Origin of the sequence: Streptomyces globisporus C-1027 (assembly GCF_000261345.2) — a bacterium.
GTDB lineage: Bacteria > Actinomycetota > Actinomycetes > Streptomycetales > Streptomycetaceae > Streptomyces > Streptomyces pakalii.
Genome location: NZ_CP013738.1, coordinates 5,262,473 through 5,287,880, shown reverse-complemented (window position 1 = coordinate 5,287,880; position 25,408 = coordinate 5,262,473). Strand labels below are relative to the sequence as shown.

The window sequence follows — 25,408 nt, the reverse complement described above, 5'->3', positions numbered from 1 at the left end:
TCCCTCAGCGCATCTTGGGGTCGAGGGCGTTGCGGACCGCATCGCCGAACATCAGGAAGGACAGCACCGTGATCGAGACCATCACCGAGGGGATGATCAGGACCGTCGGAACATTGCGGAGCTGGTCCTTCGCGGCGGAGACGTCGATACCCCACGAGACCGTCGGCTCGGCGAGGCCGATACCGAGGAACGACAGGGTGGCCTCGGCGGCGATGTAGCCGCCGAGCGCGATGGTGGCGACCACGATCACCGGAGCGATGGCGTTCGGCAGGATGTGCCGCGTCATGATCCGGGTGGTGGAGGCGCCCAGCGCCTTGGCGGCGACCACGTAGTCGGCCTGCTTGATCGTGATGACCGAGCCACGGGCGACACGGGCGATGGACGTCCAGCCGAGGAAGGACAGGGAGAGGATCACGACCCAGACGGAGCGCTCCTCGAAGGTGGTCAGGATGACCATGGCGCCGACGATGAAGGGGACGCCGAAGAAGACGTCGGTGATCCGGGAGAGGATCGTGTCGATCCAGCCGCCGAAGTATCCGGCGAGCATCCCGATCACCAGACCGGTGATGGTGACCGCGATGGTCACGATCACGCCGACCATGATGGACGCGCGGGCTCCGTAGATCAGACGCGCGTAGATGGAGCGGCCCTGGACGTCGTAACCGAGCCAGTCGGGGGCGAAGAAGTGTCCCCAGTTCGGCTTCTGGAGGTAGTGCTCGGCCAGGTTCGCGTCGCGCGGCGAGGCGCTGGTGAACAGGCCCGGGAAGATCGACATGACGGTGAGCAGCAGGATCAGCACCATCGAGACGAGGAAGAGCGGGTTGCGACGCAGGTCGTGCCAGGCGTCGGACCAGAGGCTGCGCGGCTTGCCGGGCGCGGGGCCGGAGTCCGTCGTGGTCGGTGTCTGAGCTGCGGCGGCCGAAGCGTCGGTGCTCTTGGTCAGTGCGGTGGTGTCAGGCATACCGGATCCTCGGGTCCAGGACCGCGTAGAGCAGGTCGACGAGCAGGCTGCAGACGAGGTAGACGATGACGAGCAACGTCACGATCCCGACGACCGTGGCACCCTCACGCTTGGACAGGGCCTCGAAGACGAGGGATCCGACGCCCTTGATGTTGAAGATGCCCTCGGTCACGATCGCGCCGCCCATCAGAGCGCCGATGTCGGTGCCGAGGAAGGTGACGACCGGGATGAGCGAGTTGCGCATCAGGTGGATGCCGACGATGCGGCGGCGCGGCAGGCCCTTGGCGACAGCCGTACGGATGTAGTCGGCGCGGATGTTCTCGGCGACCGAGGTACGGGTGAGCCGGGCCACGTAGGCGAGGGACAGCGACGCCAGCACGATGGCCGGCATGATCAGCTCGCCGTTGGTGGGTTCGAGACTCACGTTGGGCTTGGCGATGCCGAGCTGGAACGCGAAGAAGTACTGAACGAGGAAGCCCAGCACGAAGGACGGCATGGAGATGAGCACCAGCGTCAGACCGAGCAGACCGCGGTCCCGGAGCGATTCCGCCTTCAGACCGGCGATGATGCCGAGCGAGATACCGGCGACGACCGTGAAGACGAAGGCGAAGATCGCCAGTCTGACGGTGATCGGGTAGGCGTCGGCGATGACTTCGGCGACCGGACGCTGCGTTCCGATCTGGGTGCCGAAGTCGCCCTGGAACAGATTGCCCAGGTAGTTCAGATACTGCTGCCAGATCGGCTGGTCGAGACCGTACTCGGCCTTCAGAGCGGCGATCTGCGATGCGTCTACATGCTGTTCACCGGCAAGTGCTCTGACGGGGTCGCCGGGCAGTGCGTACATCATCAGGAAGACCAGCAGGGTCGACCCGATGAAGACCGGGATCATCTGGAGCAGTCGTCGTGCGACATAACGCCCCATGGGTGCCTCCGTGTGGGGATAACTGCGGCGTGGGGGCCGCCTCTTCGCAGAGACGACCCCCACGCCTCCGTCCGCGCCGACAGGTGGCGCGGGCGGATGACGGCCAGTTGGGGAATGACCCGCAGGCGTTACTTGGTGGTGACGCCGGTCAGTTCGAGGTCACCGTGGAAGTCGACCTTGACGTTGTCGACGTTCTTGCCGTGGCCGCCGTTGATGGCGTAGTACCAGAGCGGGATGGCGGGCATCTTGTCCACCAGGGCCTTCTCGACCTCCTGGTAGGCGGCGACGGACTCCTCCAGGGAGTCGGCCTTGTCACCCTTCGCCATCAGGTCGTCGATCTCCTTGTCGGAGAAGCGACCGTTGTTGGACTCCGCCTTGGAGTGGTAGAGCTCCTTGAGGAAGTTCACGTTGACGGGGTAGTCGGCCACCCAGCCACCGCGGTAGACACCCTTGACCTCGTTGTTGTCACGCGCTTCGAGGTCGGTCGGGAAGTCCGGCTTGGCGTCGCCCACGCAGTCGACCCCGGTGGCGTTGCGGATGGACTCGCAGACAGCGGTCACCCACTCCTTGTGCCCACCGTCGGCGTTGTACTGGATGGTGAACTTGTTGCCCGGGACGCCGCCGCCGGCCTTGATGAGCTCCTTGGCCTTGGCGGGGTTGTACTTCAGGATGTCCGAGTCGAGGGTCTGGTTGCCCTTGACCTGCGGAGGCGTGAAGCTCGTCGCCGGGATGCGGGTGCCGTTCAGGACGGTCTTCGTGATGGTGTCACGGTCGATCGCCATGGACAGACCCTGGAGGACCTTGGGGTCGATGTCCTTGAACGTGTCCGAGTAGAACGCCGGGTTCAGCGACTGGATCGCCGCGTACGGCTGGTCGATCGCGCCGTCGCCGAGGTCCGTCTTGTACTTCGGGAGGTCACGCGGGCCGACCTGGCGGATCATGTCCAGGTTGCCGGAGACGAGGTCGGTGTACGCGGCCTCGACGGTCGAGTAGTTCTTGAACTGGATGCCCTTGTTGGCAGCCTTGTTCGGACCCTGGTACTCGGGCCAGGCCTTGACCTGGATGAGCTTCTTGTGGGTCCACTTCTCGAACGTGTACGGGCCGTTGCCGATCGGCTTCTGGCCGAACGCCTTCGGGTCGTCGTAGAAGACCTTGGGCAGCGGCGCGAAGGTCGCGTAGCCGAGCTTGTAGTTGAAGTACGGGACCTTGTTCGCCAGCTCGATCGTGAACGTGGTGTCGTCCACGGCCTTCAGGCCGGACATCTCCTTGGACTTGGCCGCACCCTTCTCGGGGTGGACGTCCTCGTAGCCCTTGATGTCGGAGAACCAGAACGCGTTCTGCTGCTTGTTGTCGACGTTGGCGTACCAGTTCCACGCGTCGATGTACGACTGCGCGGTCACGGCCTCACCGTTGTGGAACTTCCAGCCGGACTTGAGCTTGACGGTCCACGTCTGGGAGTCCTCGGTCTCGACGGACTCGGCGTTCGTGTAGACGATCTCGCCCTTGTCGTCGAAGTCCAGCAGCTGGGTGAACAGCGACTGGATGACGTAGGAGCCGTTGCTCTCGTTCGTGTCGGCCGGCATCAGAGGCTTCTGGGGCTCGCCGACGTCGATCGAGACGTATCCGGCGGGCTGCCCCGACGTGTTCTTCTTGCCTTCGTCGCCGCTGTCGCCGCCACCACAGGCAGTCGCGGCCAGGGCGATGACGGCCGCTCCCGCGACCCACTTGGCGCTCTTGGCACCGCGCATGGGTTTCCTCCTCATGAGTCCACTTTTGACTACAAGAAGGGCACTGGAGAGATTCACCGACACCCCTGACGGTGATCGTTCAGTGCCCCGAGTGTGCTCGTGAGTCGGCACTCCCCACAGTGCGTGACCCATTGACCCGAGCTCAATGGAGCCAACTATTGAGTACGGCCGGGCTGTAAACCACACTTAAAGGGTCTCGGTTTGACAACATCAGACCCGCCCGTGTGCCCGAAATCCGGACAAAGCGATCCCAGACAGACACGCCCGAAACGGACTGTTAACACATGTTCCGGAGAGCGACCCCCGATATCCGGACACCCCGGTCAGGAAAAGCAATTGACGAAGGCCCGGCCCACCACAGTGTCCGTGGTGGGCCGGGCCTTCTGTCAATGCCTGTGCTGACGGCCCGTCCGACGGGGTGATCCACCCCGGGACGGGCCTGCGCATACGGAGCGTATGCCTCCGACCCGCCCCCGGAGCCCCCGGAAGGGCTCAGGGGAGGCTCAGGGCGTCTCCTGGCTCCGTGTCACCCGTGTCAGCCGTTCTTGGCGCGGGAGGCGGCGCGGCTGCGCTCGCGCTGGTCCAGGACGACCTTGCGGATCCGCACGGTCTCCGGGGTCACCTCGATGCACTCGTCCTCGCGGCAGAACTCCAGGGACTGCTCCAGCGACAGCTTCCGGGCCGGGACCACGTTCTCCGTGGTGTCCGCGGAGGCCGCACGCATGTTGGTGAGCTTCTTCTCCTTGGTGATGTTCACGTCCATGTCGTCGGCGCGGGAGTTCTCGCCGATGATCATGCCCTCGTACACCTCGGTGCCGGCCTCGGTGAAGATGACACCGCGCTCCTGGAGGTTGACCATCGCGAACGGCGTGACCGAGCCCGCGCGGTCGGCGACCAGCGAGCCGTTGTGACGGGTGCGCAGGTCACCGAACCACGGCTCGTGGCCCTCGAAGATCGAGTGCGCGATGCCGGTGCCGCGGGTCTGGGTCAGGAACTCCGTACGGAAGCCGATGAGGCCGCGGGACGGGACGATCCACTCCATGCGGACCCAGCCGGAGCCGTGGTTCGTCATGGTCTCCATACGGCCCTTGCGGGTCGCCATGAGCTGGGTGATGGCGCCGAGGTGCTCCTCGGGCGAGTCGATCGTCATGCGCTCGATCGGCTCGTGGGTCTTGCCGTCGATCTGCTTGGTGACGACCTCGGGCTTGCCGACGGTCAGCTCGAAGCCCTCGCGGCGCATCTGCTCGACCAGGATGGCGAGCGCCAGCTCACCACGGCCCTGGACCTCCCAGGCGTCGGGGCGCTCGGTGTCCAGGACGCGGAGCGAGACGTTACCGATCAGCTCGCGGTCGAGGCGGTCCTTCACCTGGCGGGCGGTGACCTTGTGGCCCTTGCCGCCCTTGCCGACGAGCGGCGAGGTGTTGGTGCCGATGGTCATCGAGATGGCGGGCTCGTCGACCGTGATCAGCGGCAGCGCGATCGGGTTCTCCGGGTCGGCCAGCGTCTCGCCGATCATGATGTCCGGGATACCGGCGATGGCGCAGATGTCACCGGGGCCCGCGACCTCGGCGGGCTTGCGGGTGAGCGCCTCGGTCATCATCAGTTCGGTGATGCGGACGTTGGACATGGTGCCGTCGCGCTTGATCCACGTGACGGTCTGGCCCTTGCGCAGCTCGCCCTGCTCGACGCGGCAGAGCGCGATACGGCCGAGGAAGTTGTCGGCGTCCAGGTTGGTGACGTGGGCCTGCAGCGGCGCGGCCTCGTCGAACTCGGGGGCCGGCACGTGCCCCAGGATCGTGTTGAAGAACGGCTCCAGGTTGTCGCTGTCCTGCGGGACGGTGCCGTCCTCGGGCTTGGTCAGCGAGGCGACGCCGTCACGGGCGCAGGCGTAGACGATCGGGAACTCGATCTGGTCCTCGTCCGCGTCCAGGTCCAGGAACAGGTCGTACGTCTCGTCGACGACCTCGGCGATCCGGGAGTCGGGGCGGTCCGTCTTGTTGATGCAGAGGATGACCGGCATCCGCGCGGCCAGCGCCTTGCGCAGGACGAAGCGGGTCTGGGGCAGCGGGCCCTCGGAGGCGTCGACGAGCAGCACGACGGCGTCCACCATCGACAGACCACGCTCGACCTCGCCACCGAAGTCGGCGTGACCGGGGGTGTCGATGATGTTGATCGTGATCGGGTCCCCGCCGTCCTTGGGGTGATACTTCACCGCCGTGTTCTTGGCGAGGATCGTGATGCCCTTCTCACGCTCCAGGTCGTTCGAGTCCATCATGCGGTCGTCGAGCGACTCGGCAGCGTGCGCGGCGAAGGAGCCGGCCTGCTTGAGCATGGCGTCGACCAGCGTGGTCTTGCCGTGGTCGACGTGGGCGACGATGGCTACGTTACGGATGTCGTGGCGCGTGGGCATGGGTGGCTTGCGCTTCTCTCGGATCGTGGGATCAGGCGTCTCAGTCGGTCTTCGAGTCCTCGTACGCCCGCCGGGCGGCACGCCACGGCTCGTCCCATCGTACGGGCCTCGGGCGCGCCGGGCTTCCCGGGCCGATCCGCGAAGGCGGTCTTCCCGTGTGATTCAGGCGATATTCAGCCGGTGTCAAGGAACTGCCGGGCCATCGATGTGGCCGGAATACGGGCGTAGCCGTGTGGGGGGTGAGGAGAGGTGAAGCGACGAACGGCCCGGGTCAGGGCAGAAACCACACTGCCCGCCGGGCGAACCGGCGGGCAAGGGTTTTGAGGTGCATCTGAGCTTGGCGGCGGGAGGGTGTGGTATTTACCCGCTACTTCTTGCGGTCTGCGGGGGAACCTGCCGCTTGCCGGTTCTTGAACCCGATGTCCTGGTACCGGGGAGCCGCGAAGCCGAACGCCCCGACGTTCGCGAGCTTCTTGTCGACCGCGACGAGCTGCGGCCGCTGGAAGAGCGGAATCGATCCGGCGGCGGCCCAGATCCGGGCGTCCGCCTGCTTCATCAGTTCCCGCGCGGCCTTCTCGTCCAGCTCGCCGGCGGCCTTGTCGAAGAGCTGGTCGATGTGGTCGGTGCCGACCCGGGTGTAGTTCTGCTCCACGAGGAGCGAGCCGTCGGTGGCGGGCTCCGGCTTGGCGTAGATCGGACGTCCGTCGGTGGCCGGGTAGGCGGTGGCGGGCCAGGAGTAGAGCGCCAGATCGTACGCGCCGGAGGCGATGTGGTCCTTGAAGTAGCTCTCGTCCGGGACCTTGGTGATCTCCGTGCCGACGCCGATCTTCTCCAGCATAACGGCGATCTTGTCGCCGACGCTGCGCAGCGACTGGGAGCCGGGGCCGGAGGGGAGCACGAAGCGCAGGGTCAGCGTCTTGCCGTCCTTGCCGAGCTGCCCCTTGGCCGCGGCGGGCGCCGGGGCGGCGGTGCCGACGGGGGCGTACGCCCCGGCGGCTCCCCCGGGCTGCTTGTCCGTGGCGGCGACGGCGCCGCCCTCACCGAGGACACCCGCCTGTCGGAGCAGAACGGTGCCCTGCGCGGCGGCGGTCCGGGCGGGGGCCAGGACGTGGACGGCGGAGGCGCTGGCAACGGTGGCGGGAGCGGGGGCACCGGGCTTGTTGTCGCCGCCGACGATGTAGAGGCCCTCGTCGCGGGAGGCGGCGGTGTCCTCGAAGTCCCGGTCGGCCTTCTTGCGCTCGGCGGCGGAGTCCTCGGTGCTGTCCTCCTCGGCCTTCTTCCCGTCCTTCTCGCTCTTCCCGGTCTCGGTCTCGCTCTTCCCGGTCTTCTCGCTCTTCTCGGTCTTGGCGTCCTTGTCCTCCTCGTCGTCCTTGCCGCCCTTCTTCTCCGCCTCGCTGCCCGCCTTGGTGTCCTTGGGCGGCTCGGCCGCGCCGCCCCGGGTCCACCCGGCGTCCGCCAGCAGGGCCTGGGCCTCCTTGGTGTTCTGCTCGCCGAGCGCCCCGCTGCCGTCCTTGTAGCCCGGCTGCCCCGCGAGGGCGAGGTGGCTGCCGAGCGGCTTCGCGGGGAGGCCCAGCGGCCCGAGCACGGTCTGGGCCAGTTCCTGGCGGTCCAGGGCGCGGGCGACGGCCCGGCGTACCCGGTCGTCGGCGAGCGGGCCGGACTCGCCGTTCAGCGCGAGCTGGGTGTAGGCGGGCTCCAGGGACTTGCGGACGGCGAAGTCGCGCAGGGCCTTCTGTTCCGTGGCATAGGCGACGACGGCCTTGCGGTTCTTCTCCCGGGCGGCCTGCGCGATCTCCGCCGCGTCCTCGTCGGAGCCGTGCGCCTGGGCCCAGGAGCGCAGGGCCTGGGCGGGCGTGATCTCGGAGCCCGGGCCGTGGTTGAGGGGCTGGCCGTTGCTGCCCCGGTCGCGGCGGGCGAGCGTGATGCGGTCGGCGGTGGCCGCGTCGATGTCGGCGATGTCGACCGTGCCGTCGGCGAGGGCCTGGGTACGGTCCTTCGCGGCGACCGCGCGGAAGACGAGGGTGTCCAGCTTGGCCTTGTCGCCCCACCAGCGCGGGTTGCGGGCCAGCGTGACGGTGCCCTTGGACTTGCTCATGCTCTTCAGGACGAAGGGCCCGGCGGTGGTCTTCAGGGTGGTGCGCGCACCGTCGTTGAAGGCGTCCGGCGACCCGGTGATCTCCTTCGGGTAGAGCGGCGAGAACAGCGAGCGCCAGTCGGCGTACGGCTTGGAGAACGTGACCCGCACCTGGAGGTCGTCCGCGCCCCGCTCGATCTTCTCGATACGCTCGTAACCGGAGTTGCGGGCGGTCCAGAACGCGGAGTCCTTGCCCCTCAGCGCCCGCCACTGGGCGACGAAGTCGGGGGCCCCGATCTCCCGCCCGTCGCTCCACACCGCCTGCTGGTTGAGCTTGTAGAGCACGACCTGCCGGGGCTCGCGCTCGATGACCTTCGCGGACTCCAGGTAGTCCGGGTTGAGCTTAGGCTGCCCGGTCCTGTCCATCGGGAAGAGGGTCGGGAGCAGGGCTCCGGTGATCCGGGTGGTGGCGCTGTCCGCGTCCGCCTGGAAGGCGTTGAAGGTGGCGGGCAGCGCGTCGACCGCCCAGTCCGCCGTCGAACCGTCGGCGACCGTCTCGCGAGCGGCGGGCGCGATGTCCTGGGGTACGCCGCGGGCGGTCTCCTCGCCGCCGGAGCTGCACCCCGCCAGCACGGGGATCGTGAGCACCCCCGTCGTGAGGAGCGCGAGCGATCGGCGCTTTCGAACCGTCCCGCGCGGGACGCCGACGTGGGACATGGCTGATACCTCCGGGGCCGGCCCGGACCACCCCGTACCGGAATGGACCGGATAGTGCGTATGTGGTGGCATTTGCAGTTGATCACACTGATTCCTTCCGCTTACTGAAAGCGCCCCTTCGCGCGAGGGGGCGACGACACGACGGCCGGGAGCCGCAAGCTCACCCGCCCGGAGGAACGTTCCGCCCGACACGGCCGACGGGCTCCCCCGCACGGCCCGCCCGTCATCGGGGTGCCCGAGCCCGGCGCCGAAGGGGCCCGGCCCGGCACCGGAGGGCAGCCCGCGCGTCACCGGAAGGGCAGGCCGCGCGACCCGGATGACCTTGCCCCTCGCACGCCCCAGGATCTAGGGTGAATGCGCTTTCACGAGCCTCGTGATCGCCTCGCCCGGCGCACGGACCGCCGGGCCGGTACCAGCACCCGCACCCGCACCGCCGGACGCGGGGCCGCGGAAGAAGAAGTGGACGGATGGTGGGTCCAGTGAGCGCCCCCACGGTGTACGACGTCGCCGAGCGGTCGGGCGTCTCCATCGCCACGGTCTCCCGGGTCTACCGGAACCCCGATTCCGTACGCGCCCAGACCCGCGAGAAGGTCATGGAGGCGGCCCGCGAGCTGGGGTACGTACCGAGCGGCAGCGCCCGGGGCCTGGCCAGCCGGACGACGGGCGTGCTCGGGCTGTGCTTCCCGGACTACGCGGACCCGGACGCCGAGTCCGCGGCGGCGGCGAGCGACGCGGACGACGACCAGGCCGTCATGCTCTACTCCGACCAGATCATCCGGGGCATGGAACGGGCGGCCCGGCGGCACGGCTACGCCCTGCTGATCGCGGCCTCGCTGGACGGCGGCCCGGAGAGCCTGGTGGCGAAGGTCGCCGGGCGGGTCGACGGCTTCGCCGTACTGGCCCGGACCGTGCCGACCGCGGACCTGGAAGTGATATCGCGCCGGCTGCCCGTGGTGATGCTCGCCGGACCCCGCGAGATCGACCACCTGGACCACATCGTGGTGGCCAACACCGAGGGCGAGCGCGAGCTGACCCGCCATCTGATCGAGGACCACGGGCTGCGCCGCCTGGCGTTCGTCGGCGCCGAGGAGGAGTCGCCGGACGCCCAGGCCCGGTTCCGGGGCTTCCAGGAGGCGTGCCGGGACGCGGGCCTTCCGGTGCCCTCCCGACCGGAGGTGCGCGCCGGGATGATGACGCAGGCCGAGGGCGCTCTGGCGGCGGACGCCCTGCTGGACCGGTCGGAGGGTACGGGGGTGGAGCGGCCGGAGGCGATGCTGTTCGCCAACGACCAGATGGCGGTCGGGGCGCTCCAGGCGCTGGAGCGGCGCGGGGTGCGGGTGCCCGAGGACATCGCCGTGACCGGGTTCGACGGGATCCCGCTGAGCCGCCTGGTCCGCCCGCCCCTGACGACCGTCCGCCAGCCGATCCGGCAACTGGGCGAGCAGGCGGTGGAGCTCCTGGTCCAGCGCCTGGCCGACCCGGGCCGCGCCCCGGTCTCGCTGGAGCTGCCGGTCTCGGTGACACGAAGGGCGAGCTGCGGCTGCGGCTGACTCGGACGCTTTGGGCGCTTTTGTACGCACATATAAGCCGCGTTTCTCACACAGGGCGCTGATCCGAGGCTGGGCGGGCACAAGCACTGCCTACCCGAGGAGGCTGTGGTGAGCGACAGAACAGGACTGGCCGCAGTACTGACGGCCGCGCGGAACGCCGCGCCGGTGCATTCGCTCGATGTCGTGGCACGCGATCTGCGCGCCCGGTTCGGCGCGCGGTATGTGTCGTTCCTCTTCGTGGACCTGGTCGGCAGCCGCCTGCTGCGGGTCAACGACACGGCCGACACCTCCCGCGAGGGCCGGACCGAGAGGGTTCCGCTGGAGGGCAGTGGCATCTACGACAAGGTGCTGCGTTCTCAGAAGGTGGTGCAGGAGGACCAGAACGGGTGCGGTCAGCGCATCCTCGCCCCGGTGACCAACCGCGGTGACACCATCGGCGTGCTGGAGCTGTTCCTCGACGCCGTCACCGAGGAGGTGCTGGCGCAGGTCGAGGACGCCGCGCACGCACTGGCGTACATCATCGTCACCGACCGCCGCTTCACCGACCTCTACCACTGGGGCAACCGCACCACGCCGGTCAGCCTGGCGGCGGAGATCCAGCGTCAGCTGCTCCCGTCCGCCGCCTCCTGCGACGCGGCGGAGTTCGCCCTCGCCGGGGCTCTGGTCCCGGCCGCCGACATCGCCGGGGACACCTACGACTACAGCCTCGACAACAGCGACCTCCACCTGTCCGTCACCGACGCCATGGGCCACGACGTCAACGCCTCGCTGATCGCCACCCTCGTGGTGAACGCCTCGCGCGGCGCCCGCCGCGCCGGGGAGGAGCTCGCCGAGCAGGCCCGCCAGATGCACCAGGCCCTCCTCGACCACGGCAGCAGCACCTTCGCCACCGGGCAGTTGCTCCGCATCGCCCTGGACGGGACCCTCGCCCAGTTCGTCAACGCCGGGCACCCCGCGCCGCTCCGGCTGCGCGACGGCTCGGTCGAGGTGCTCGCCCCGCGGGTCGACATGCCCTTCGGCTTTCCGCCCCAGGGTCCGTACACGATCCAGGAGCTGGACCTGCGCCCCGGAGACCGGCTCCTGCTGTACACCGACGGCGTGCAGGAACGGGAATCGGCCTCGGTCGACCTGCCCGACATACTGCTTCGGACCGCCGCCGAGCACCCGCGCGAGGTCGTCCGCACGCTCGTCACCGCGGTCGCCGACGCCTACGACGGCCGCCCGCCCAAGGACGACGCGACCGTCCTGTGCCTGGACTGGCGCGGCCCCCGGAGCGCGTCCCGCGAACCGGAGGCCTGAGCCCGGGCCCCGAGCCGGCCCGGACGCCTGAGCCCCCGGCACCTGAGCCGTACCCGGAACGCACCCGGGTCCTCAAGCGGCCGGGGCCAGCCGCTCCCCGAAGAACCGCGTCCGCCGCGCGTGCAGCTCCGCCGCCTCGGCCGCCATCCCCCGGTACGCGAAGTGTCCCGCCGTCAGCACCTGGAGCTCGCGCTCCCCCGCCAGCGCATTGTGTACGGCGAACTGCCCCGGCGGCGGCACCGACGGGTCGAACAGCGCGGCCGCGACGAGCGTGGGCAGCGTCAGCCGGGTCGCGGCCGTCGCCGCGTCGAAGTAGCGCAGGACCTCCGTGACCTCGGGGTGTTCGCGGTGGTGCGCCCGGACCGCCTCGCCGCTGCCCGCGCAGGGCAGGGTCAGGCGCAGCGGGTGGTTGCCGAAGGTGGGGACGGTGAGCTGGGCCGCGCCGAAGCGGTCGTCCCAGGGCAGCGCGAGTGCCCCGAGCCCGCCGCCGAAGCTCTCCCCGAGGTAGCCGAGGCGGGGCCCGCCAGGCTGCCCGGCCGCCGCCAGTTCCGGCGCCAGCGCGGTGAGGGCGGAGGCGGCGCACCACAGGTCGGCCGCGCAGTCCCCGATGACGTACGACGTGCGGGAGCCGATGCCGTGCAGGACGTGCGCGTCGGCCAGGTCCGGGATGCCGTCCACCCGCCCCCGCTCCCCCATGCCCCGTACGCACGGCAGGATCACGGCGGCCCCGGGCAGCGGCGCCGGCAGGTCCCGGCCGGGCTGCTGGCGGCCGCCGTACCCGTGCCCGACGACGAATCCGTACCGCACCGGGCCCTCGGCGGGCAGCGCGAGCCAGCCGCCGAGCCGGACGCCGCCCACGGAGGTGAAGGCGACCTGGTGCACGCGGACGCCGTCGCGCTCCTCCTCCACGGGGCCGAGGACCGGCGCCGCGTCCACCGCACGGGCTCGCGCGTACCGCTCGCGCCAGAACGCGTCGAAGTCGTCGGGAGCGGGCGGGGCGGGGACCGAGAGCAGCGCGTCCGGCGCGTCGTACCCGTAGGCCGGGTCGAACGGGAAGTCGTGGGAGAGCGCGACGGATGAGGCCATGCGGCGAGGGTAGACGCCCGGTCGTCGGCGGAACCTTCGCCTCCGGGGCCCCTCCGGGGCGACGAATCGGTCACATCGCCTGTTGTTCTACAAACACCGCGTTTACGGTTCAACGACAGGACGCCGAGACGCCGGGCGACAAGACGCCAGGATGTCGGGCGCGTTGCACGAGTGTGACCCACCACCCTCTTGCGCATTGCCGAACGTCTGGCGCAGAGTGATGTATGCGCTTACAGGCAGCGCATACACAGCGCACAGCGCAGCATCCGGATTGCTCAAGGAGGAGCCCTCCCATGTCCCGCATCGCCAGAACAGCTCCCGCCGGCATAGCGCTCGCCCTCGCCGTGACCCTCTCCGCCTGCGGCTCCTCCGGCGGCGACGTCGCGGCCGACGAGAAGCAGACGCTCACCGTGTGGGCCATGGGGGCCGAGGGCGAGAAGCTCGCGGACGTGGCCGAGGTCTACGAGAAGGCCAACCCGAACATCACGGTGAAGGTGACCCCGATCGGCTGGGACGTCGCCCATCAGAAGCTCGTCTCGGCAGCGGCGGCGGGCACCCTGCCCGACGTGGCGCAGATGGGCGGCAGTTACATGGGCGAGTTCGCCGAGCTGGGCGTGCTGGAGCCGGTGGACACCAAGGTCTTCGAGAAGAAGGACTTCTTCCCGGCGGGCTGGGAGCAGGGCGAGGTGGAGGGAACCGCGTACGGCGTGCCGTGGTACGTCGACACCCGTGTCCTCTACTACCGCACGGACCTGGCCGAGAAGGCGGGCGTGAGCAAGGCCCCGGCGAACTGGCAGGAGCTCCAGGACCTGGCGGGCGCGTACCAGAAGAAGGCCGGTACGAAGTGGGGGCTGTCCATCCAGCCCAGCGGCCTGGACACCGTGCAGAACTTCTACTCCTTCCTGTACTCGGCGGGCGGCGAGATCGTCAACGAGCAGGGCGAGGCGGTCATCGACAGCCCGGAGGCGGTCAAGGCGCTGAAGGAGTACGGCAGTTACTTCGACAAGGGCCTCGCCAACAAGTCCGTCCAGCCCGGCTACGACGTGGTGAAGGACTTCGGCAACGGCCGGGTCCCGATGTTCTTCGGCGGCCCCTGGCACGTGACGCTCCTCAACGAGGGCCAGCCGCAGATCAAGGGCAAGTGGGCCATCGCCCCCGTTCCGGCGGACGCCTCGTCCACCTCCATGGCCGGCGGCTCCTCGCTGGTCGTCTCCAAGGACAGCGAACACAAGGCGGCGGCCACCGAGTTCATCCAGTACCTGACCGACACCAAGGGCCAGGCCGACTGGTACGAGCGGACGAAGGACCTGCCCGCCAACACCTCCGCGTGGGAGTCCGGCACGCTCGCCGACGACACCGACCTGCAGACCTTCAAGAAGCAGATGGACACCGCCAAGTCCTCGCCCTCCCTGGCCAACTGGACCGAGATCACCGACAAGGTGGACCAGGCCATCGCCAAGGTGACGCAGGGCAAGGCTTCCGCCGAGGACGCGCTGAAGACGGCGCAGTCCGAGATCGAAGGCCTCGTGAAGCAGTAGCCATGAGCACCTCGACCACCACGACCGAGAAGGCCGCGCGGCCCGCGAAGGCGGGGGCGGGAGCATCCGCCGCCCCCGCTCCGGGCGGCGGCCGCCGCAAGCGGACGCTGGGCATGCAGAACGCGGCGGGCTGGCTGTTCTCCACCCCGTTCCTCGTCCTGTTCGCCGTCTTCATGGCGTTCCCGATCCTCGCCACGCTGGCGATGAGCTTCACCGACTTCGGGCTGCGCAATGTGACGCGCCCGTGGGAGGCGGAGTTCATCGGATTCGAGAACTACGTCGAGCTGTTCGGCGACGAGAAGTTCCTCAAATCCCTCTTCAACACGGGGTACTTCGTGGTCGTCGGCGTGCCGCTGACGATCGGGATCGGGCTGGTCGTCGCCGTCCTGCTGAACAACGGCATCGACCGGGCACGGACCTTCTTCCGGGTCGGCTTCTACGCCCCGGTGGTCACGACCATCGTCGCGGTGGCCGTGGTCTGGCGGTTCGTCCTCGACCCGAGCGACGGGCTGATCGCCGGCCTCTTCTCCGAAGTGGGCTGGACGGCACCGGACTTCCTCGGCTCGGAGGCGCTGGCGATGCCGTCGCTGATCGTCATGGCGGTCTGGCGGAACGTCGGCACGGTGATGGTGCTGTTCATCGCGGGCCTCCAGGCGATCCCCACCGAGGTGCGGGAGGCGGCGAAGCTCGACGGGGCGAGCGTCTGGCACGAGTTCCGGTCCATCACGATTCCTCTGCTGCGCCCGACGGTCCTCTACGCCACGGTCATCACGACGATCGGCTACCTCAACGTGTTCGAGGAGCCGTTCGTGATGACCCAGGGCGGCCCGTCCGACTCGACCCTCACGGTCTCGCTGAACATGTACCGCGAAGGGTTCAACTTCTTCCACATGGGCTACGCGAGCGCCATGGCGTACGTCCTGTTCGTGGTGATTATGGGCATCACGGTGCTCCAGCTCCGACTGCTGAAGGACAACACGAAATGAGCGCCACCAGCAGCGCCCCGGTCAAGAACCTGGACCAGGGGCCGCGCGGAAAGCGGAGCGTCACCCGCCCCCTGACCTACGTCCTGCTCTCGCTCGGCCTGCTGGTCATGTCGGCGCCCTTCCTCTGGATGGGGATCTCCGCCTTCAAGACCCAGAGCGAGCTGTCGGCGAGCCCGCCGGTGTGGATCCCCACCGAGTGGACGCTGACCAACTTCCGGCAGCTGCTCGACAAGCTGGACCTGCCGCTCTACTTCATGAACTCGGTGATCGTGGCGGTCCTGGTGACCGTCTCGAACCTGGTCTTCTGCTCGATGCTCGGCTACGCCCTGGCGAAGCTGAACTTCGTCGGCCGCAACAAGGTCTTCGGCCTGGTGCTCGGTGCGCTGATGGTGCCCGGCAACCTGATGCTGCTGCCGCTGTTCGTGCTGATGAGCAAGCTGCAGCTGATCGACAGTTACGCGGGTCTGGTGCTGCCGTTCGCCGCCGGGGCCTTCGGGGTCTTCCTGATGCGCCAGTTCATGCAGTCGATCCCGGACGAGCTGCTGGAGGCGGCCCGGATGGACGGCGCGAGCGAGTGGTACATCTTCTGGCGGATCGTGATGCCGCTGGTGAAGCCCGCGCTCGCGACGCTGTCGATCTTCACGTTCCTGGGCTCCTGGAACAACTTCGTCTGGCCGCTGATCGCGACCAACGACCCCGAGAAGTACACCCTTCCGGTCGCCCTGGCGACCTTCGCCACCGACCCCAACAAGGCGGGCGGCTCCAACGGGATGCTGATGGCCGGGGCCTTCCTGATCGTGCTGCCGGTGCTGGTCGTCTTCATCGCGCTGCAACGGCACTTCACGCAGGGCATCGCCACGGCGGGCATGAAGTAGCGCCCCCGCCGAGGCACTTCACGTACAGAGACCGCGCCACACCCCTCTCGGAACCCCGGCGCGGGCACACCCCACACCACCACCAGAAAGACATGTCGCGATGACGAACACCCCTGCCCCGAACCGGCCGACGACAACGGCTTCCGTACCGTTCCCCGAGGGCTTCCTCTGGGGCGCGTCCACGGCCGCACACCAGATCGAGGGCAACAACACCGACTGCGACTGGTGGGTCAAGGAGCACGCCGCCGGCACCCACATCGCGGAGCCGAGCCTGGACGCCTGCGACAGCTACCACCGCTGGCCCGAGGACATGGACCTGCTGGCCTCGCTCGGCTTCACCGACTACCGGTTCTCCATCGAGTGGGCCCGTATCGAGCCGGTCGAGGGCCGCTTCTCGCGCGCCCAGCTCGCCCACTACCGAAGGATGGTGGAGGGCGCGATCGAGCGCGGCCTGCGTCCGATGGTGACCCTGCACCACTTCACGGTCCCGCAGTGGTTCGAGGCGCGCGGCGGCTGGACGGCGGAGGGCGCGGTGGAGCTGTTCGCCCGGTACGTGGCGGCGTGCGCCCCGGTGATCTCCGAGGGCGTCTCCCACGTCTGCACGATCAACGAGCCGAACATGATCGCCGTGATGGCGGGCCAGGCGAAGCGCGGCGACAACAGCTTCCCGCCCGCCGGCCTGCCCACCCCCGACGACGAGACGACCGCGGCCGTCATCGCCGCCCACCTCGCGGCGGTGAAGGAGGTCCGGGCCCTGGACGCGGGCATCCAGGTCGGCTGGACCATCGCCAACCAGGTCTACCAGGCGCTCCCCGGCGCGGAGGACGTCACCGCCGCCTACCGCCACCCGCGCGAGGACGTCTTCATCGAGGCGGCGCGCGGTGACGACTGGATCGGCGTGCAGTCCTACACCCGTACGCGGATCGGCCCCGACGGACCGATCCCGGCGGCCGACGACGTCGAGCGGACGCTGACGACGTGGGAGTACTACCCGGGTGCGGTCGGCGAGGCGCTGCGCCACACGGCCGAGGTCGTCGGGGACGTGCCGCTGATCGTCACGGAGAACGGCATCGCGACCGCCGACGACAGCCGCCGCGTCGACTACTACACGGGCGCATTGAGCGAGGTCGCCTCGGCGCTGGAGGACGGGCTCGACATCCGGGGCTACCTGGCGTGGAGCGCGCTCGACAACTACGAGTGGGGTACGTACAAGGCCACGTTCGGCCTGATCGCGATCGACTGGGAGACCTTCGAGCGCACCCCGCGCGACTCGGCGAAGTGGCTGGGCTCGCTGGGCCGTACCCGCGAACTCCCGCGCACGGAGGCCTGATTCACCCCGCGCGTTCGCGCGCCCTCGATACGGGGAGCCACCTGACGGCTCCCTCCGGCCCGGGAGCCGGCGGAACCTGACGACCGCCGGCTCCCGCGCCGCCCCCGCACGAGCACTGTTCCCCTCTCTCCCTTCTGCCACCAGGAGCCGGACCGATGGACCGTCGCACGTTTCTCACCGCCGCAGGGACCGGGGCCGCGGCCCTGTCGCTCGGAGCCGTGACAGCCCCCGCAACAGCAGCAGCCGCCCCCGCCGATCCGCGCCTCCTGCGGACCTGGTTCCGCGACACGTACCGCTCGATCGAGGCGATGACGACCGGCTTCGGCCTGGTCACCGACAAGATCGACCTCAGGGGCGCGGGAGCCCCCGTCCAGTCCCGCCAGACATCCCCCACCAACATCGGCTGCGGCCTGTGGTCGACGGTGGCCGCCGCGGGCCTGGGCGTGATCGGCGAGGGAGCGATGCTCCGGTCCCTGACCCGTACGGTCACGGCGGTGGAGAAGCTGGAACGCCACCACGGCTTCTGGCTCAACTGGTACGACGCGCACGACGGTTCGGTGCTGACCGAGTGGCCCGGCACGGGCGACCCGGTCCGCCCGTTCCTCTCCTCGGTGGACAACGCGTGGCTGGTGACGGGCCTGCGGATCGCCGCCGACGCGGCCCCGGCACTGCGCCCGCGCATCGACCGCATCCTGGCCACCGCCGACTGGTCGTACTTCTACACGCCGTACGACCCGGCCGACCCGGTGGCGGGCCCCGGCCAGCTCCGGGGCGGCGTCTGGACGGACACGGACGAGCCGACCCCGCACCACTACGGAGCACTCAACACCGAGCCCCGCATGGCGAGTTACCTGGGCATCGCGGACGGCTCGCTCCCCGGCGACCACTACTGGCACCTGCTGCGCACGATGCTGCCGGAGCACGAGCAGGAGCAGAAGCCGGGCGGCGGCTACGTCACGGTCGACGGCGTACGCGTATGGAACGGCCACTACACGCACCGCGGCCGGAAGGTGGTGCCCACCTGGGGCGGCTCGATGTTCGAGGCGCTGATGGTGCCGCTGTTCGTGCCGGAGCCGGAGTGGTCGCCGCGCGCGTGGGGCGTGACCCACCAGCGGTACGTACGCGGCCAGATCGACCACGGCCTGCGGGAGGCGGAGTACGGCTACTGGGGCTTCTCCCCCGCCAACGTCCCCGAGGACGGCTACCAGGAGTACGGGGTGGACGCGCTCGGTATGCAGGTGGACGGCTACGCCTCCAACACGGACCGCACGCACACGACGGACGGCGAACCCCTGCCGCCCCCCTCGGCGTTCACCAACGGCGTGGTCACCCCGCACGCCTCCTTCCTGGCCCTGCCGTACGCCCGCCGGGAGGCGGTGGCCAACCTGCGTTCCCTGGAGCGGGACTTCGGGGCGTACGAGGAGGGGCTCGGCTTCCGCGACTCGGTGAACGTGTCGACGGGCCGGGTCAGCGACTTCATGCTGGCGCTGGACCAGGGGATGATCGCCGCGGCACTGGCTCAGGAGCTGCGGCCGGGCTTGCTGCAACGCCCTTTCCGGACGGGGGGTTTCCGGAGCCGGGTGCGGCCGCTGCTGGAGAGGGAGCGGTTCTCGATCTGAGGGGGCTTCAACCGCTGCCCCGGGGGCATCCGAAACTCCACGGCGGGTCGACGATCGCCCTGCTTGCGGCCGGAGAGGGTGGGTGTCGTGTGGCTTCTCGCATCTGAGGGAAAAGGTTCCTGGATTCCGGACGGCTGGCAGGTCCCCGTCTTTCTCATCAGCATTTCCTGCGCGGTGATCACGACGCTCATCATCAGAGGATGGAACACCCGGAAGTGAGGCGCATGACCACGGAGAAGGCAACGATAAGTAGGGTCTTCGGTCTCCTGATACTCGCCCTGACCGCAGTCATGGTGATATCCGTTGTCGTCATGCTGGCCACGGGGGCGAAATTCGTTCCGGTGATGGCCGCCCCCGTTGTCTTCCTGGGCATCGGACTGCTGATGTACCGGTCCGGGAGGAAGTCGGTGTAAGCCGCCGACCGCCCGCACCAGCGGCCCTACCCCACCCCGGCCCCCTCCAGCATGCGCCGCTGATGCTCGCGCCCGATCGTCTCGTAACCGATCACGGTCACGAAGGGCGCGAGCATCACGACGATCAGGCACACCGCCAACGGCGCTTCCGTCACAGCCAGCAGGCCGGCCGCCAGCAGGACCGCGAGGGTCAGGCCGATCAGCAGCAGGTGGAAGCGGTCCGCCGCCGAGAGCAGCAGGGTGTGCAGCAGGTAGACCACCAGGAGGTAGAGGGCTACCGGGAGGGCCAGGGCGAGGACGACGGTCGTCTCGGGGATCTCCGCGTGGTGTTCCAGGTAGAGGCCCGCGACGTGCAGACCGGCCCCGGCGCCGGCGACCCCGATGAACAAGGGGATGTGGCCGTAGCCGAAGAGGTAGCCCCGGTTGCGGCGGCGCTCCAGGACCTCGCCGAACGGGGTCGTGAAGTAGACCCACCACATGCCGAAGGTCAGACCGACCCCCGCGACCACGACAGCGATGGCGTTCCCGGTCCAGGCCGTGCCATCGGCACCACCGAGCAGCTCGCCCGATGAGGCCACCGTGCCGACCACGCTCTCCCCGAGCACGATGATCGCGAACAGGCTGTACCGCTCGGCCATGTGATGCGAATGCCACGGCGTGCCGCCCGCCGCGCCCTGGGCGAAGACCGGCAGGGCCAGTTCCAGCCCGCCGAGGACGACGAACGCCGCGAACACGACGTAGACCGGCAGTCCGACGAAGGCGAGGACGACCCACCCGACCTGGGCGATCACCGTCCAGCGGATGTTGGCCAGGCACACGCTCCGGTACTCGGGTGCCTCCCGCGCGGCGCGCGCCCACTGGAGCACCATCGCGATCCGCATCACGACGTACCCCGCGACCATGGCGCGCAGTTCGAGGTGGCCGCCCTCGTCGACGGAGTGGAACATCGCCGGGAGGCCGAGCGAGAAGACGACGACCCCGATCATCTGGAGCATCGTGAGGACCCGGTAGAGCCAGTCGTCGGTGGCGAAGGCCGAGGCGAACCAGCTGAAGCTGATCCAGGCGACGCTGATCGCGAACATCGCCATGACGAACGCGATGACCGCGTGCGCCAGATGCCCCTCGGCCAGCAGCTCGGCGAACTGGGACGACGCCGTACCGACCGCGACGACGAAGGTCAGGTCGAACAGCAGCTCCAGCGGGGAGGAGGCCCGGCCGTCCTCCTCGGGGTCACGTCCGGTCATGGGGATGAGCCTGCGCCTACGGGCGCGTCTGCCGTGGTCGTCGTCTTTCGGCGGGTGCTCAGACATACGGCCATCATTTCTGACGCTACGTCAGGCGGATGGGCGACACGCGCTGTGTCCGGCAGCCTCAGGTGCCGGGCTCTCAGGGCCGGCTCAGCGACCGTTCGATCGCGAGGCGGGCCCGGTCCGCGGCCGATCGGTCGTGCTGGAGTTGCATGGCCGCGTTCAGTGCCAGCCCTGCGGCGATGATCTCGAACAGGGCCTGCTCGACGTCGAACTCGTCCGGCAGTTCGGCGTTCTCCACCGCGGCGGCCAGATCCGTCCGCAGCTGCTCACGCCAGCGCGACCAGACCTCGGCCACCGCGTCACGGACCCGGCCGGGGCGGCCGTCGTACTCGGTGAGCGCCGCGGTCATCAGACAGCCGCCGGGCAACAGGGGCTCCTCCAGGTAGTCCACGGAGTTGGAGCACACCAAGCGCAGCCGACGCAGGCCCGGGGGTTCGCCCAGCGCGGGCTCGACCACCCGGTGCCAGAAGTCCACGAACGCCTTGTCCAGCGTGGAGATCTGCAGTGACTCCTTGGTGCCGAAGTGCTTGTGCACTCCGGACTTGCTCATCTCCAGCGTCTCGGCGAGCCGTCCGATGGTGATGCCGTCCAGTCCTTCTTCCGAGGCGATCTCAGCGGCGCGGCTGAGGATCCGCCCCCTGGTGGCCTGCGCTTCGGCTACTGAGCGGCGTGGAGACATGCACCGATCATAGCGTACGAGCGTCTTCTATTGATTAGAGTACGACCGTACGCTAAATTGGCGGGCGTCACCGAGACGAAGGAGTTGTTGAGATGCGAGTGCGACGGCTGGGCTGGGCGGGACTGGAGGTCGAGGCCGGGGGCCAACGGCTGGTGATCGACTACGTACGGGACATCTCACCGCTGTTCACGGGATGGAAGCCCGGTGACCAGCTGGCGGAGCCGAGCGGGAAGGCCGATGCTGCGCTGGTCACCCACCTGCACCGGGATCACACCGACGCGTCCGCGCTCGCGAAGGTGCTGGCGCCGGGAGCACCGGTGCTGAGGCCGGCTCCCGGCCACGGTGACGACGTGGACAACGTGACGACATTGCTCGCCGAGAGCGAGCTGACCGCGCACGGGCTGGCGGCGACCGTCGTCGACGTCTGGTCCGTCCATGAGATCGGACCGTTCCACGTCACCGCCGTCCCGGCCGTGGACGGGCTGGGCGACCCACAGGTGAACTGGGTGGTCGAGGCCGACGGGCAGCGGCTCTTCCACGGCGGCGACACCATGTTCCACGGATCCTGGTGGCTCATCGCGCGCCGCTTCAGTCCGATCGACGCGGCGTTCCTGCCCGCCAACGGGCCCGTCGTCGACGCACCGCATCTGCAACCCCCGAGCCCGGTGCTCGCCGCGTTGGACCCGGGGCAGGCGGCTGCGGCGGCGGAGATCCTCGACGCCCGGTACGTGGTACCGATCCACTACGAACCGGAGCAGCCGGACAAGATCGCGGGCTACGTCGAAGTCGCCGACCCGGCGGAGGAACTGCGTGGGCACGCCGGACCACGCGCCCGTGTGCTGGCCGTCGGCGAATGGCTGGACCTGACCGCCTGACCGGACCGCCCCGGCGGGTACGGTCGCGGCTGCGTACCCCTGGGCGGGAGGCTGAAGCCGTCACACGCCATCACGTGGTGCGAGGTGCGGGTACTCCCCCGCGAGTAGGACGTCCACCGCCGCGAGCGTCGGATCGGCGACGCCCCAGTCGTGGGCGGAGGGGTGACCGGCGAACAGCCCGCACGCGTCCTCGCCCCGGGGCTCCACAGCTCCGCACCAGGCCAGCTCCGCCAGGGTCGCCCGCTCGCCGCTCCAGCGGGCCCAGACGGCGGTGCGATTCGTGTCGTCGTCCCATAACGCCATCGCGTGGTCGCCGTCGTGGTCGGCGGCCAGCTCGCAGAGCAGGTGTCCGGCTTCCGGGCGGCTGCCGCCGCCGGCAGCGGCGAGGCGGAGCACGAAGTCCGGGGGCGGCAGCAGGGTTACGGCGGTGCACTGGTCCATAGCGTCCATGGGGCGGGAATCCTCCGGTCGTCGCCGTCAGGGCGCGTCGGTGTCGGGAGTGTCGGGTCGGCCCGGAGCGCCAGGGCCGTTGAGCGTGCCGGGGGCGTCGGGCGTACCAGGAGCGTCGGGCATGCCAGGGGCATCGGGCGGGAGGGGAGCGTCAGGCGCGCCGGGGGCGTCGCCCTCCGAGACCAGTCGCCGGACCTCGCTGTGGACGTGTGCGGCGATGAGGTCGCCGAGCGGGTCGGTCACGGAGAAGGAGTGCGGCCCGGGGTGGTGGTCGAAGAACGCGCACGTCGTCACCGTGCGGGTCGCCAGCTCGCGGAGCACGGCGGGGCAGAGGCGGAGCATGTCGAGCCGGTGGACGCGGTGGGCGCCGGTGCCCGACCAGAGGAGCCACAGGTCCTGGTCGTCCGGGGTGTCCGCCGTCCACAGGTGCCCGGCGTGCTCGGCCGACTCGTCGTGGTCGCCCAGCTCGCACAGGACGAAGTCCTCCGGCTCCACGGCGTCGGGCGGGTGCTCCGGCCCGCCCTCCATCGTCGCCAGCGCCAGCAGCGCTTCCGCGTACGGGACTTGGGTCACGGCGGTGCATTGCAGCACGCGGTCAGGCCCTTTCCGTGCGGGGGCGAGGCGGGGACAGGTGGTCCGCCGAGGCTTCCGCCGTCCACCCCCACAGGTCCACGGGCCACGCGCCGAGGGTGACGCGCAGCCCCACGAAGGGATCGACCACGGTGAGCAGGGCGGGACGCCCCGATTCCAGCGCGCCCAGGGCGTGATCCTGGCGGCCGTGGTCGTCCGCCCACGCCCGGAGCGCCTCCGGGGCGTCGCAGCCGTGGAAGGCGACCGGCCGGACGTCCCTGGCCCCGAGCCAGGGGGCGGCCGGAGGAAGATTCCGCCCGTGCCCGTCCGCCAGCCGCAGCGCCTGCCGCCGCAGCCAGCGGAGGACGAGCCGGCGGTTCGGCAGAGCGACCCCGCCGAGCGGGAGGGCACGGCTGCCGACCGTCACCGTGACGGCCGCGACGTAGTCCAGCACCCTCGCCCGGCCCACGCCGGGAAGCCCCGCCCTCACAGCGCTTCTCCCCGGCTGCGGGCGTTGAGCCGCGCCGTGCGGGCCCGTAACTGCTCCATGAGCAACGCGGGCCGTACGTAACGGGGTTCGACCTCCCACTCGCGCCCGCCGCCGACCGGCCGGAGCGACCAGTACGGGCCGGCGACGCCCTGGAACTCCCCCACGCGGTCACCGCGGCTGGTGTCCGCGAGCAGGGTCCCGGGGGCAGGGACGCGTGGGGCCCGTTCCGTATTCGCGCTGGCGTTCTCGCCGCACACCGATCGCTCCTCTCTGTAGCCGAACGACTACCGGGGCGACTCAGCGTGGCCTAGCGTGGATACGTCTTCAACGTTTCGGAACTGGGGGATACGTTGGTCAACCGCAAGGAAGTGAACCCGGACGGGGGCCCTGAGGCGGCCTACGGAGCGCGTCTGCGGCGGGAGCGAGAGGCTCGGGGCTGGAAACAGGACGATCTCGGGGGCCGTATCGGCTACACGGGGCGGCACGTTTCCGGCGTGGAATTGTGCCACAAGTCCCCAACTCGCAAGTTCTCGATCGCCGTTGACGTGGCGATGAACTACACGGGAACCGCTGATTCGTTCGAGCGCGAGTGGCGCAAGATCAAGCACGGGGTGCTGTTGCAGGGCTTCCCGGAGTACGTGGCGCTGGAGGGCCGGGCGGCGGAGATCCGGCTGTTCGAGGTGGGCGTCATCCCGGGGCTGTTGCAGACCCGGGAGTATGCGGAGGCGCTGGCACGCGGGGCGGTCGACCGGGGCGTCATCACCCCCGAACAGGCCGATCAGCGCGTCTCGTTGCTCATGGAGCGCCAGGGCGCGCTGTTACGCACCGTGCCGCCGATGCTGATCGCGGTGCTGGACGAGAGCTGCATCCGCCGCCCGATCGGCAGCCCTGCCGTGATGGACACTCAGTTGCAGTATCTGGTCGACTTCGCCACACAGTCCCACACCATGCTGCAGATCGCCCCGTACAGCATCGGTGAGCAGCGGCCCTTCAATCGGGCAGTGAATCTGCTGACGCTCCAGGATCGGTCCGTGGTCTCCTACGTCGAGTCCGAGACGCAGGGCCATCTGGACCGCGAACTCAGCTCTGTCATCCCGATGGTGAGGTCCTACCATCAGTTGCAGGCTGTGTCTCTGTCGCAGACAGATACCGTGGACATGATCCACCAGCATCGAAAGGGCACCCCGTGACGACCGAATCCACGACCCCGCAGTGGGTCAAGTCCTCCTACAGCGACAACGGCGGCACCTGCGTCGAGTGGGCCCCGGCCACCGCCTCCGCCACCGGCATCGTCCCCGTACGCGACTCGAAGAACCCGGGCGGCCCGGCCCTGTCCCTCGCCGCTGACGCGTTCACCTCCTTCGTGGCGGGCGTCAAGACAGGCGGCTTCGACGCCGCCTGATCCCACAGGCTCCCGCGAGCGCGGCCCGTGGCCATTCTGTGGCCCTGGGCCGCAGTTGACCCTCTGCGGCAGCCCTCGCGCACCGCACACAGCCCGGCCCCTAC

The 25,408-nt window shown here is 69.5% G+C and carries 23 protein-coding genes; 11 read left to right on the top strand and 12 right to left on the bottom strand.

The window, feature by feature from the left end:
- Positions 1–4: 4 nt before the first annotated feature.
- The 5 genes from WQO_RS23425 to WQO_RS23405 all read right to left on the bottom strand — a co-directional run bounded on the left by WQO_RS23425 (position 5) and on the right by WQO_RS23405 (position 8,832).
- On the bottom strand, positions 5–961 hold the full coding sequence (locus WQO_RS23425) for an ABC transporter permease (protein WP_010063258.1): 957 nt from the start codon (positions 959–961) through the stop codon (positions 5–7).
- A complete protein-coding gene (locus tag WQO_RS23420) occupies positions 954–1,883 on the bottom strand; it encodes an ABC transporter permease (protein ID WP_010063259.1) in 930 nt (309 codons plus the stop codon). The genes WQO_RS23425 and WQO_RS23420 overlap by 8 nt, the downstream gene beginning before the upstream one ends.
- 128 nt (positions 1,884–2,011) lie before the next feature.
- The gene (locus WQO_RS23415) at positions 2,012–3,631 is read right to left on the bottom strand and encodes a peptide ABC transporter substrate-binding protein (RefSeq protein ID WP_010063260.1); all 1,620 of its coding nucleotides are present in this window, start codon (positions 3,629–3,631) and stop codon (positions 2,012–2,014) included.
- 535 nt (positions 3,632–4,166) lie between these two features.
- A complete protein-coding gene (typA, locus tag WQO_RS23410; RefSeq protein ID WP_010063261.1) occupies positions 4,167–6,041 on the bottom strand; it encodes a translational GTPase TypA in 1,875 nt (624 codons plus the stop codon).
- 367 nt (positions 6,042–6,408) lie between these two features.
- Positions 6,409–8,832 (bottom strand): ABC transporter family substrate-binding protein, encoded by a 2,424-nt coding sequence (locus WQO_RS23405; RefSeq protein WP_010063262.1) that lies wholly within the window; start codon positions 8,830–8,832, stop codon positions 6,409–6,411.
- A gap of 467 nt (positions 8,833–9,299) precedes the next feature.
- Between WQO_RS23405 and WQO_RS23400 the strand changes: the two genes are divergently transcribed.
- Both WQO_RS23400 and WQO_RS23395 read left to right on the top strand, forming a co-directional pair.
- The gene (locus WQO_RS23400) at positions 9,300–10,382 is read left to right on the top strand and encodes a LacI family DNA-binding transcriptional regulator (RefSeq protein WP_032749125.1); all 1,083 of its coding nucleotides are present in this window, start codon (positions 9,300–9,302) and stop codon (positions 10,380–10,382) included.
- Between the two features lie 105 nt (positions 10,383–10,487).
- Positions 10,488–11,681, top strand: coding sequence for a PP2C family protein-serine/threonine phosphatase (locus WQO_RS23395; protein ID WP_029182574.1), 1,194 nt, complete (start codon positions 10,488–10,490; stop codon positions 11,679–11,681).
- A gap of 72 nt (positions 11,682–11,753) precedes the next feature.
- On the opposite strand, the gene WQO_RS23390 is transcribed toward WQO_RS23395, so the two are convergent.
- Positions 11,754–12,767 carry an acetylxylan esterase gene (locus WQO_RS23390; protein WP_010063265.1) on the bottom strand — a complete coding sequence of 338 codons (1,014 nt, stop codon included), beginning with the start codon at positions 12,765–12,767 and terminating at the stop codon, positions 11,754–11,756.
- A gap of 293 nt (positions 12,768–13,060) precedes the next feature.
- Between WQO_RS23390 and WQO_RS23385 the strand changes: the two genes are divergently transcribed.
- The 6 genes from WQO_RS23385 to WQO_RS23360 all read left to right on the top strand — a co-directional run bounded on the left by WQO_RS23385 (position 13,061) and on the right by WQO_RS23360 (position 19,528).
- Positions 13,061–14,305 carry a sugar ABC transporter substrate-binding protein gene (locus WQO_RS23385; RefSeq protein ID WP_010063267.1) on the top strand — a complete coding sequence of 415 codons (1,245 nt, stop codon included), beginning with the start codon at positions 13,061–13,063 and terminating at the stop codon, positions 14,303–14,305.
- Between the two features lie 2 nt (positions 14,306–14,307).
- Positions 14,308–15,291, top strand: coding sequence for a carbohydrate ABC transporter permease (locus tag WQO_RS23380; RefSeq protein WP_010063269.1), 984 nt, complete (start codon positions 14,308–14,310; stop codon positions 15,289–15,291).
- Positions 15,288–16,166, top strand: a complete 879-nt coding sequence (locus WQO_RS23375; protein WP_058954076.1) for a carbohydrate ABC transporter permease — start codon at positions 15,288–15,290, stop codon at positions 16,164–16,166. The genes WQO_RS23380 and WQO_RS23375 overlap by 4 nt, the downstream gene beginning before the upstream one ends.
- Before the next feature lie 100 nt (positions 16,167–16,266).
- Positions 16,267–17,496 (top strand): glycoside hydrolase family 1 protein, encoded by a 1,230-nt coding sequence (locus WQO_RS23370; RefSeq protein ID WP_010063271.1) that lies wholly within the window; start codon positions 16,267–16,269, stop codon positions 17,494–17,496.
- A 155-nt stretch (positions 17,497–17,651) separates the two neighbouring features.
- On the top strand, positions 17,652–19,115 hold the full coding sequence (locus WQO_RS23365) for a glucoamylase family protein (RefSeq protein WP_010063272.1): 1,464 nt from the start codon (positions 17,652–17,654) through the stop codon (positions 19,113–19,115).
- A gap of 224 nt (positions 19,116–19,339) precedes the next feature.
- Positions 19,340–19,528 (top strand): hypothetical protein, encoded by a 189-nt coding sequence (locus WQO_RS23360; protein ID WP_010063273.1) that lies wholly within the window; start codon positions 19,340–19,342, stop codon positions 19,526–19,528.
- 26 nt (positions 19,529–19,554) lie between these two features.
- Here WQO_RS23360 and WQO_RS23355 read toward each other — a convergent pair whose 3' ends face one another.
- Positions 19,555–20,772: a low temperature requirement protein A gene (locus tag WQO_RS23355; RefSeq protein ID WP_010063274.1), complete on the bottom strand. Its 1,218-nt coding sequence runs from the start codon at positions 20,770–20,772 to the stop codon at positions 19,555–19,557.
- Positions 20,773–20,914: 142 nt separating this feature from the next.
- The gene (locus tag WQO_RS23350; protein WP_010063275.1) at positions 20,915–21,517 is read right to left on the bottom strand and encodes a TetR/AcrR family transcriptional regulator; all 603 of its coding nucleotides are present in this window, start codon (positions 21,515–21,517) and stop codon (positions 20,915–20,917) included.
- Between the two features lie 92 nt (positions 21,518–21,609).
- Between WQO_RS23350 and WQO_RS23345 the strand changes: the two genes are divergently transcribed.
- Entirely contained in the window at positions 21,610–22,392 is a 783-nt protein-coding gene (locus WQO_RS23345; RefSeq protein ID WP_029182577.1) for an MBL fold metallo-hydrolase, read from the top strand.
- A gap of 60 nt (positions 22,393–22,452) precedes the next feature.
- On the opposite strand, the gene WQO_RS23340 is transcribed toward WQO_RS23345, so the two are convergent.
- From WQO_RS23340 to WQO_RS23325, 4 genes are read right to left on the bottom strand one after another with little or no spacing between them, the layout of a single operon-like run.
- Positions 22,453–22,833: a hypothetical protein gene (locus WQO_RS23340; protein WP_029182578.1), complete on the bottom strand. Its 381-nt coding sequence runs from the start codon at positions 22,831–22,833 to the stop codon at positions 22,453–22,455.
- 36 nt (positions 22,834–22,869) lie between these two features.
- A complete protein-coding gene (locus WQO_RS23335) occupies positions 22,870–23,415 on the bottom strand; it encodes a hypothetical protein (RefSeq protein WP_418082116.1) in 546 nt (181 codons plus the stop codon).
- Positions 23,416–23,437: 22 nt separating this feature from the next.
- The gene (locus tag WQO_RS23330; RefSeq protein ID WP_010063281.1) at positions 23,438–23,902 is read right to left on the bottom strand and encodes a hypothetical protein; all 465 of its coding nucleotides are present in this window, start codon (positions 23,900–23,902) and stop codon (positions 23,438–23,440) included.
- Positions 23,899–24,159 carry a hypothetical protein gene (locus WQO_RS23325; protein ID WP_010063282.1) on the bottom strand — a complete coding sequence of 87 codons (261 nt, stop codon included), beginning with the start codon at positions 24,157–24,159 and terminating at the stop codon, positions 23,899–23,901. Before WQO_RS23325 ends, WQO_RS23330 begins: the two co-directional genes overlap by 4 nt.
- A 93-nt stretch (positions 24,160–24,252) precedes the next feature.
- Between WQO_RS23325 and WQO_RS23320 the strand changes: the two genes are divergently transcribed.
- Positions 24,253–25,092, top strand: a complete 840-nt coding sequence (locus WQO_RS23320) for a DUF5753 domain-containing protein (RefSeq protein WP_029182579.1) — start codon at positions 24,253–24,255, stop codon at positions 25,090–25,092.
- On the top strand, positions 25,089–25,304 hold the full coding sequence (locus WQO_RS23315) for a DUF397 domain-containing protein (protein WP_010063284.1): 216 nt from the start codon (positions 25,089–25,091) through the stop codon (positions 25,302–25,304). The genes WQO_RS23320 and WQO_RS23315 overlap by 4 nt, the downstream gene beginning before the upstream one ends.
- The last annotated feature ends 104 nt before the right edge of the window (positions 25,305–25,408 follow it).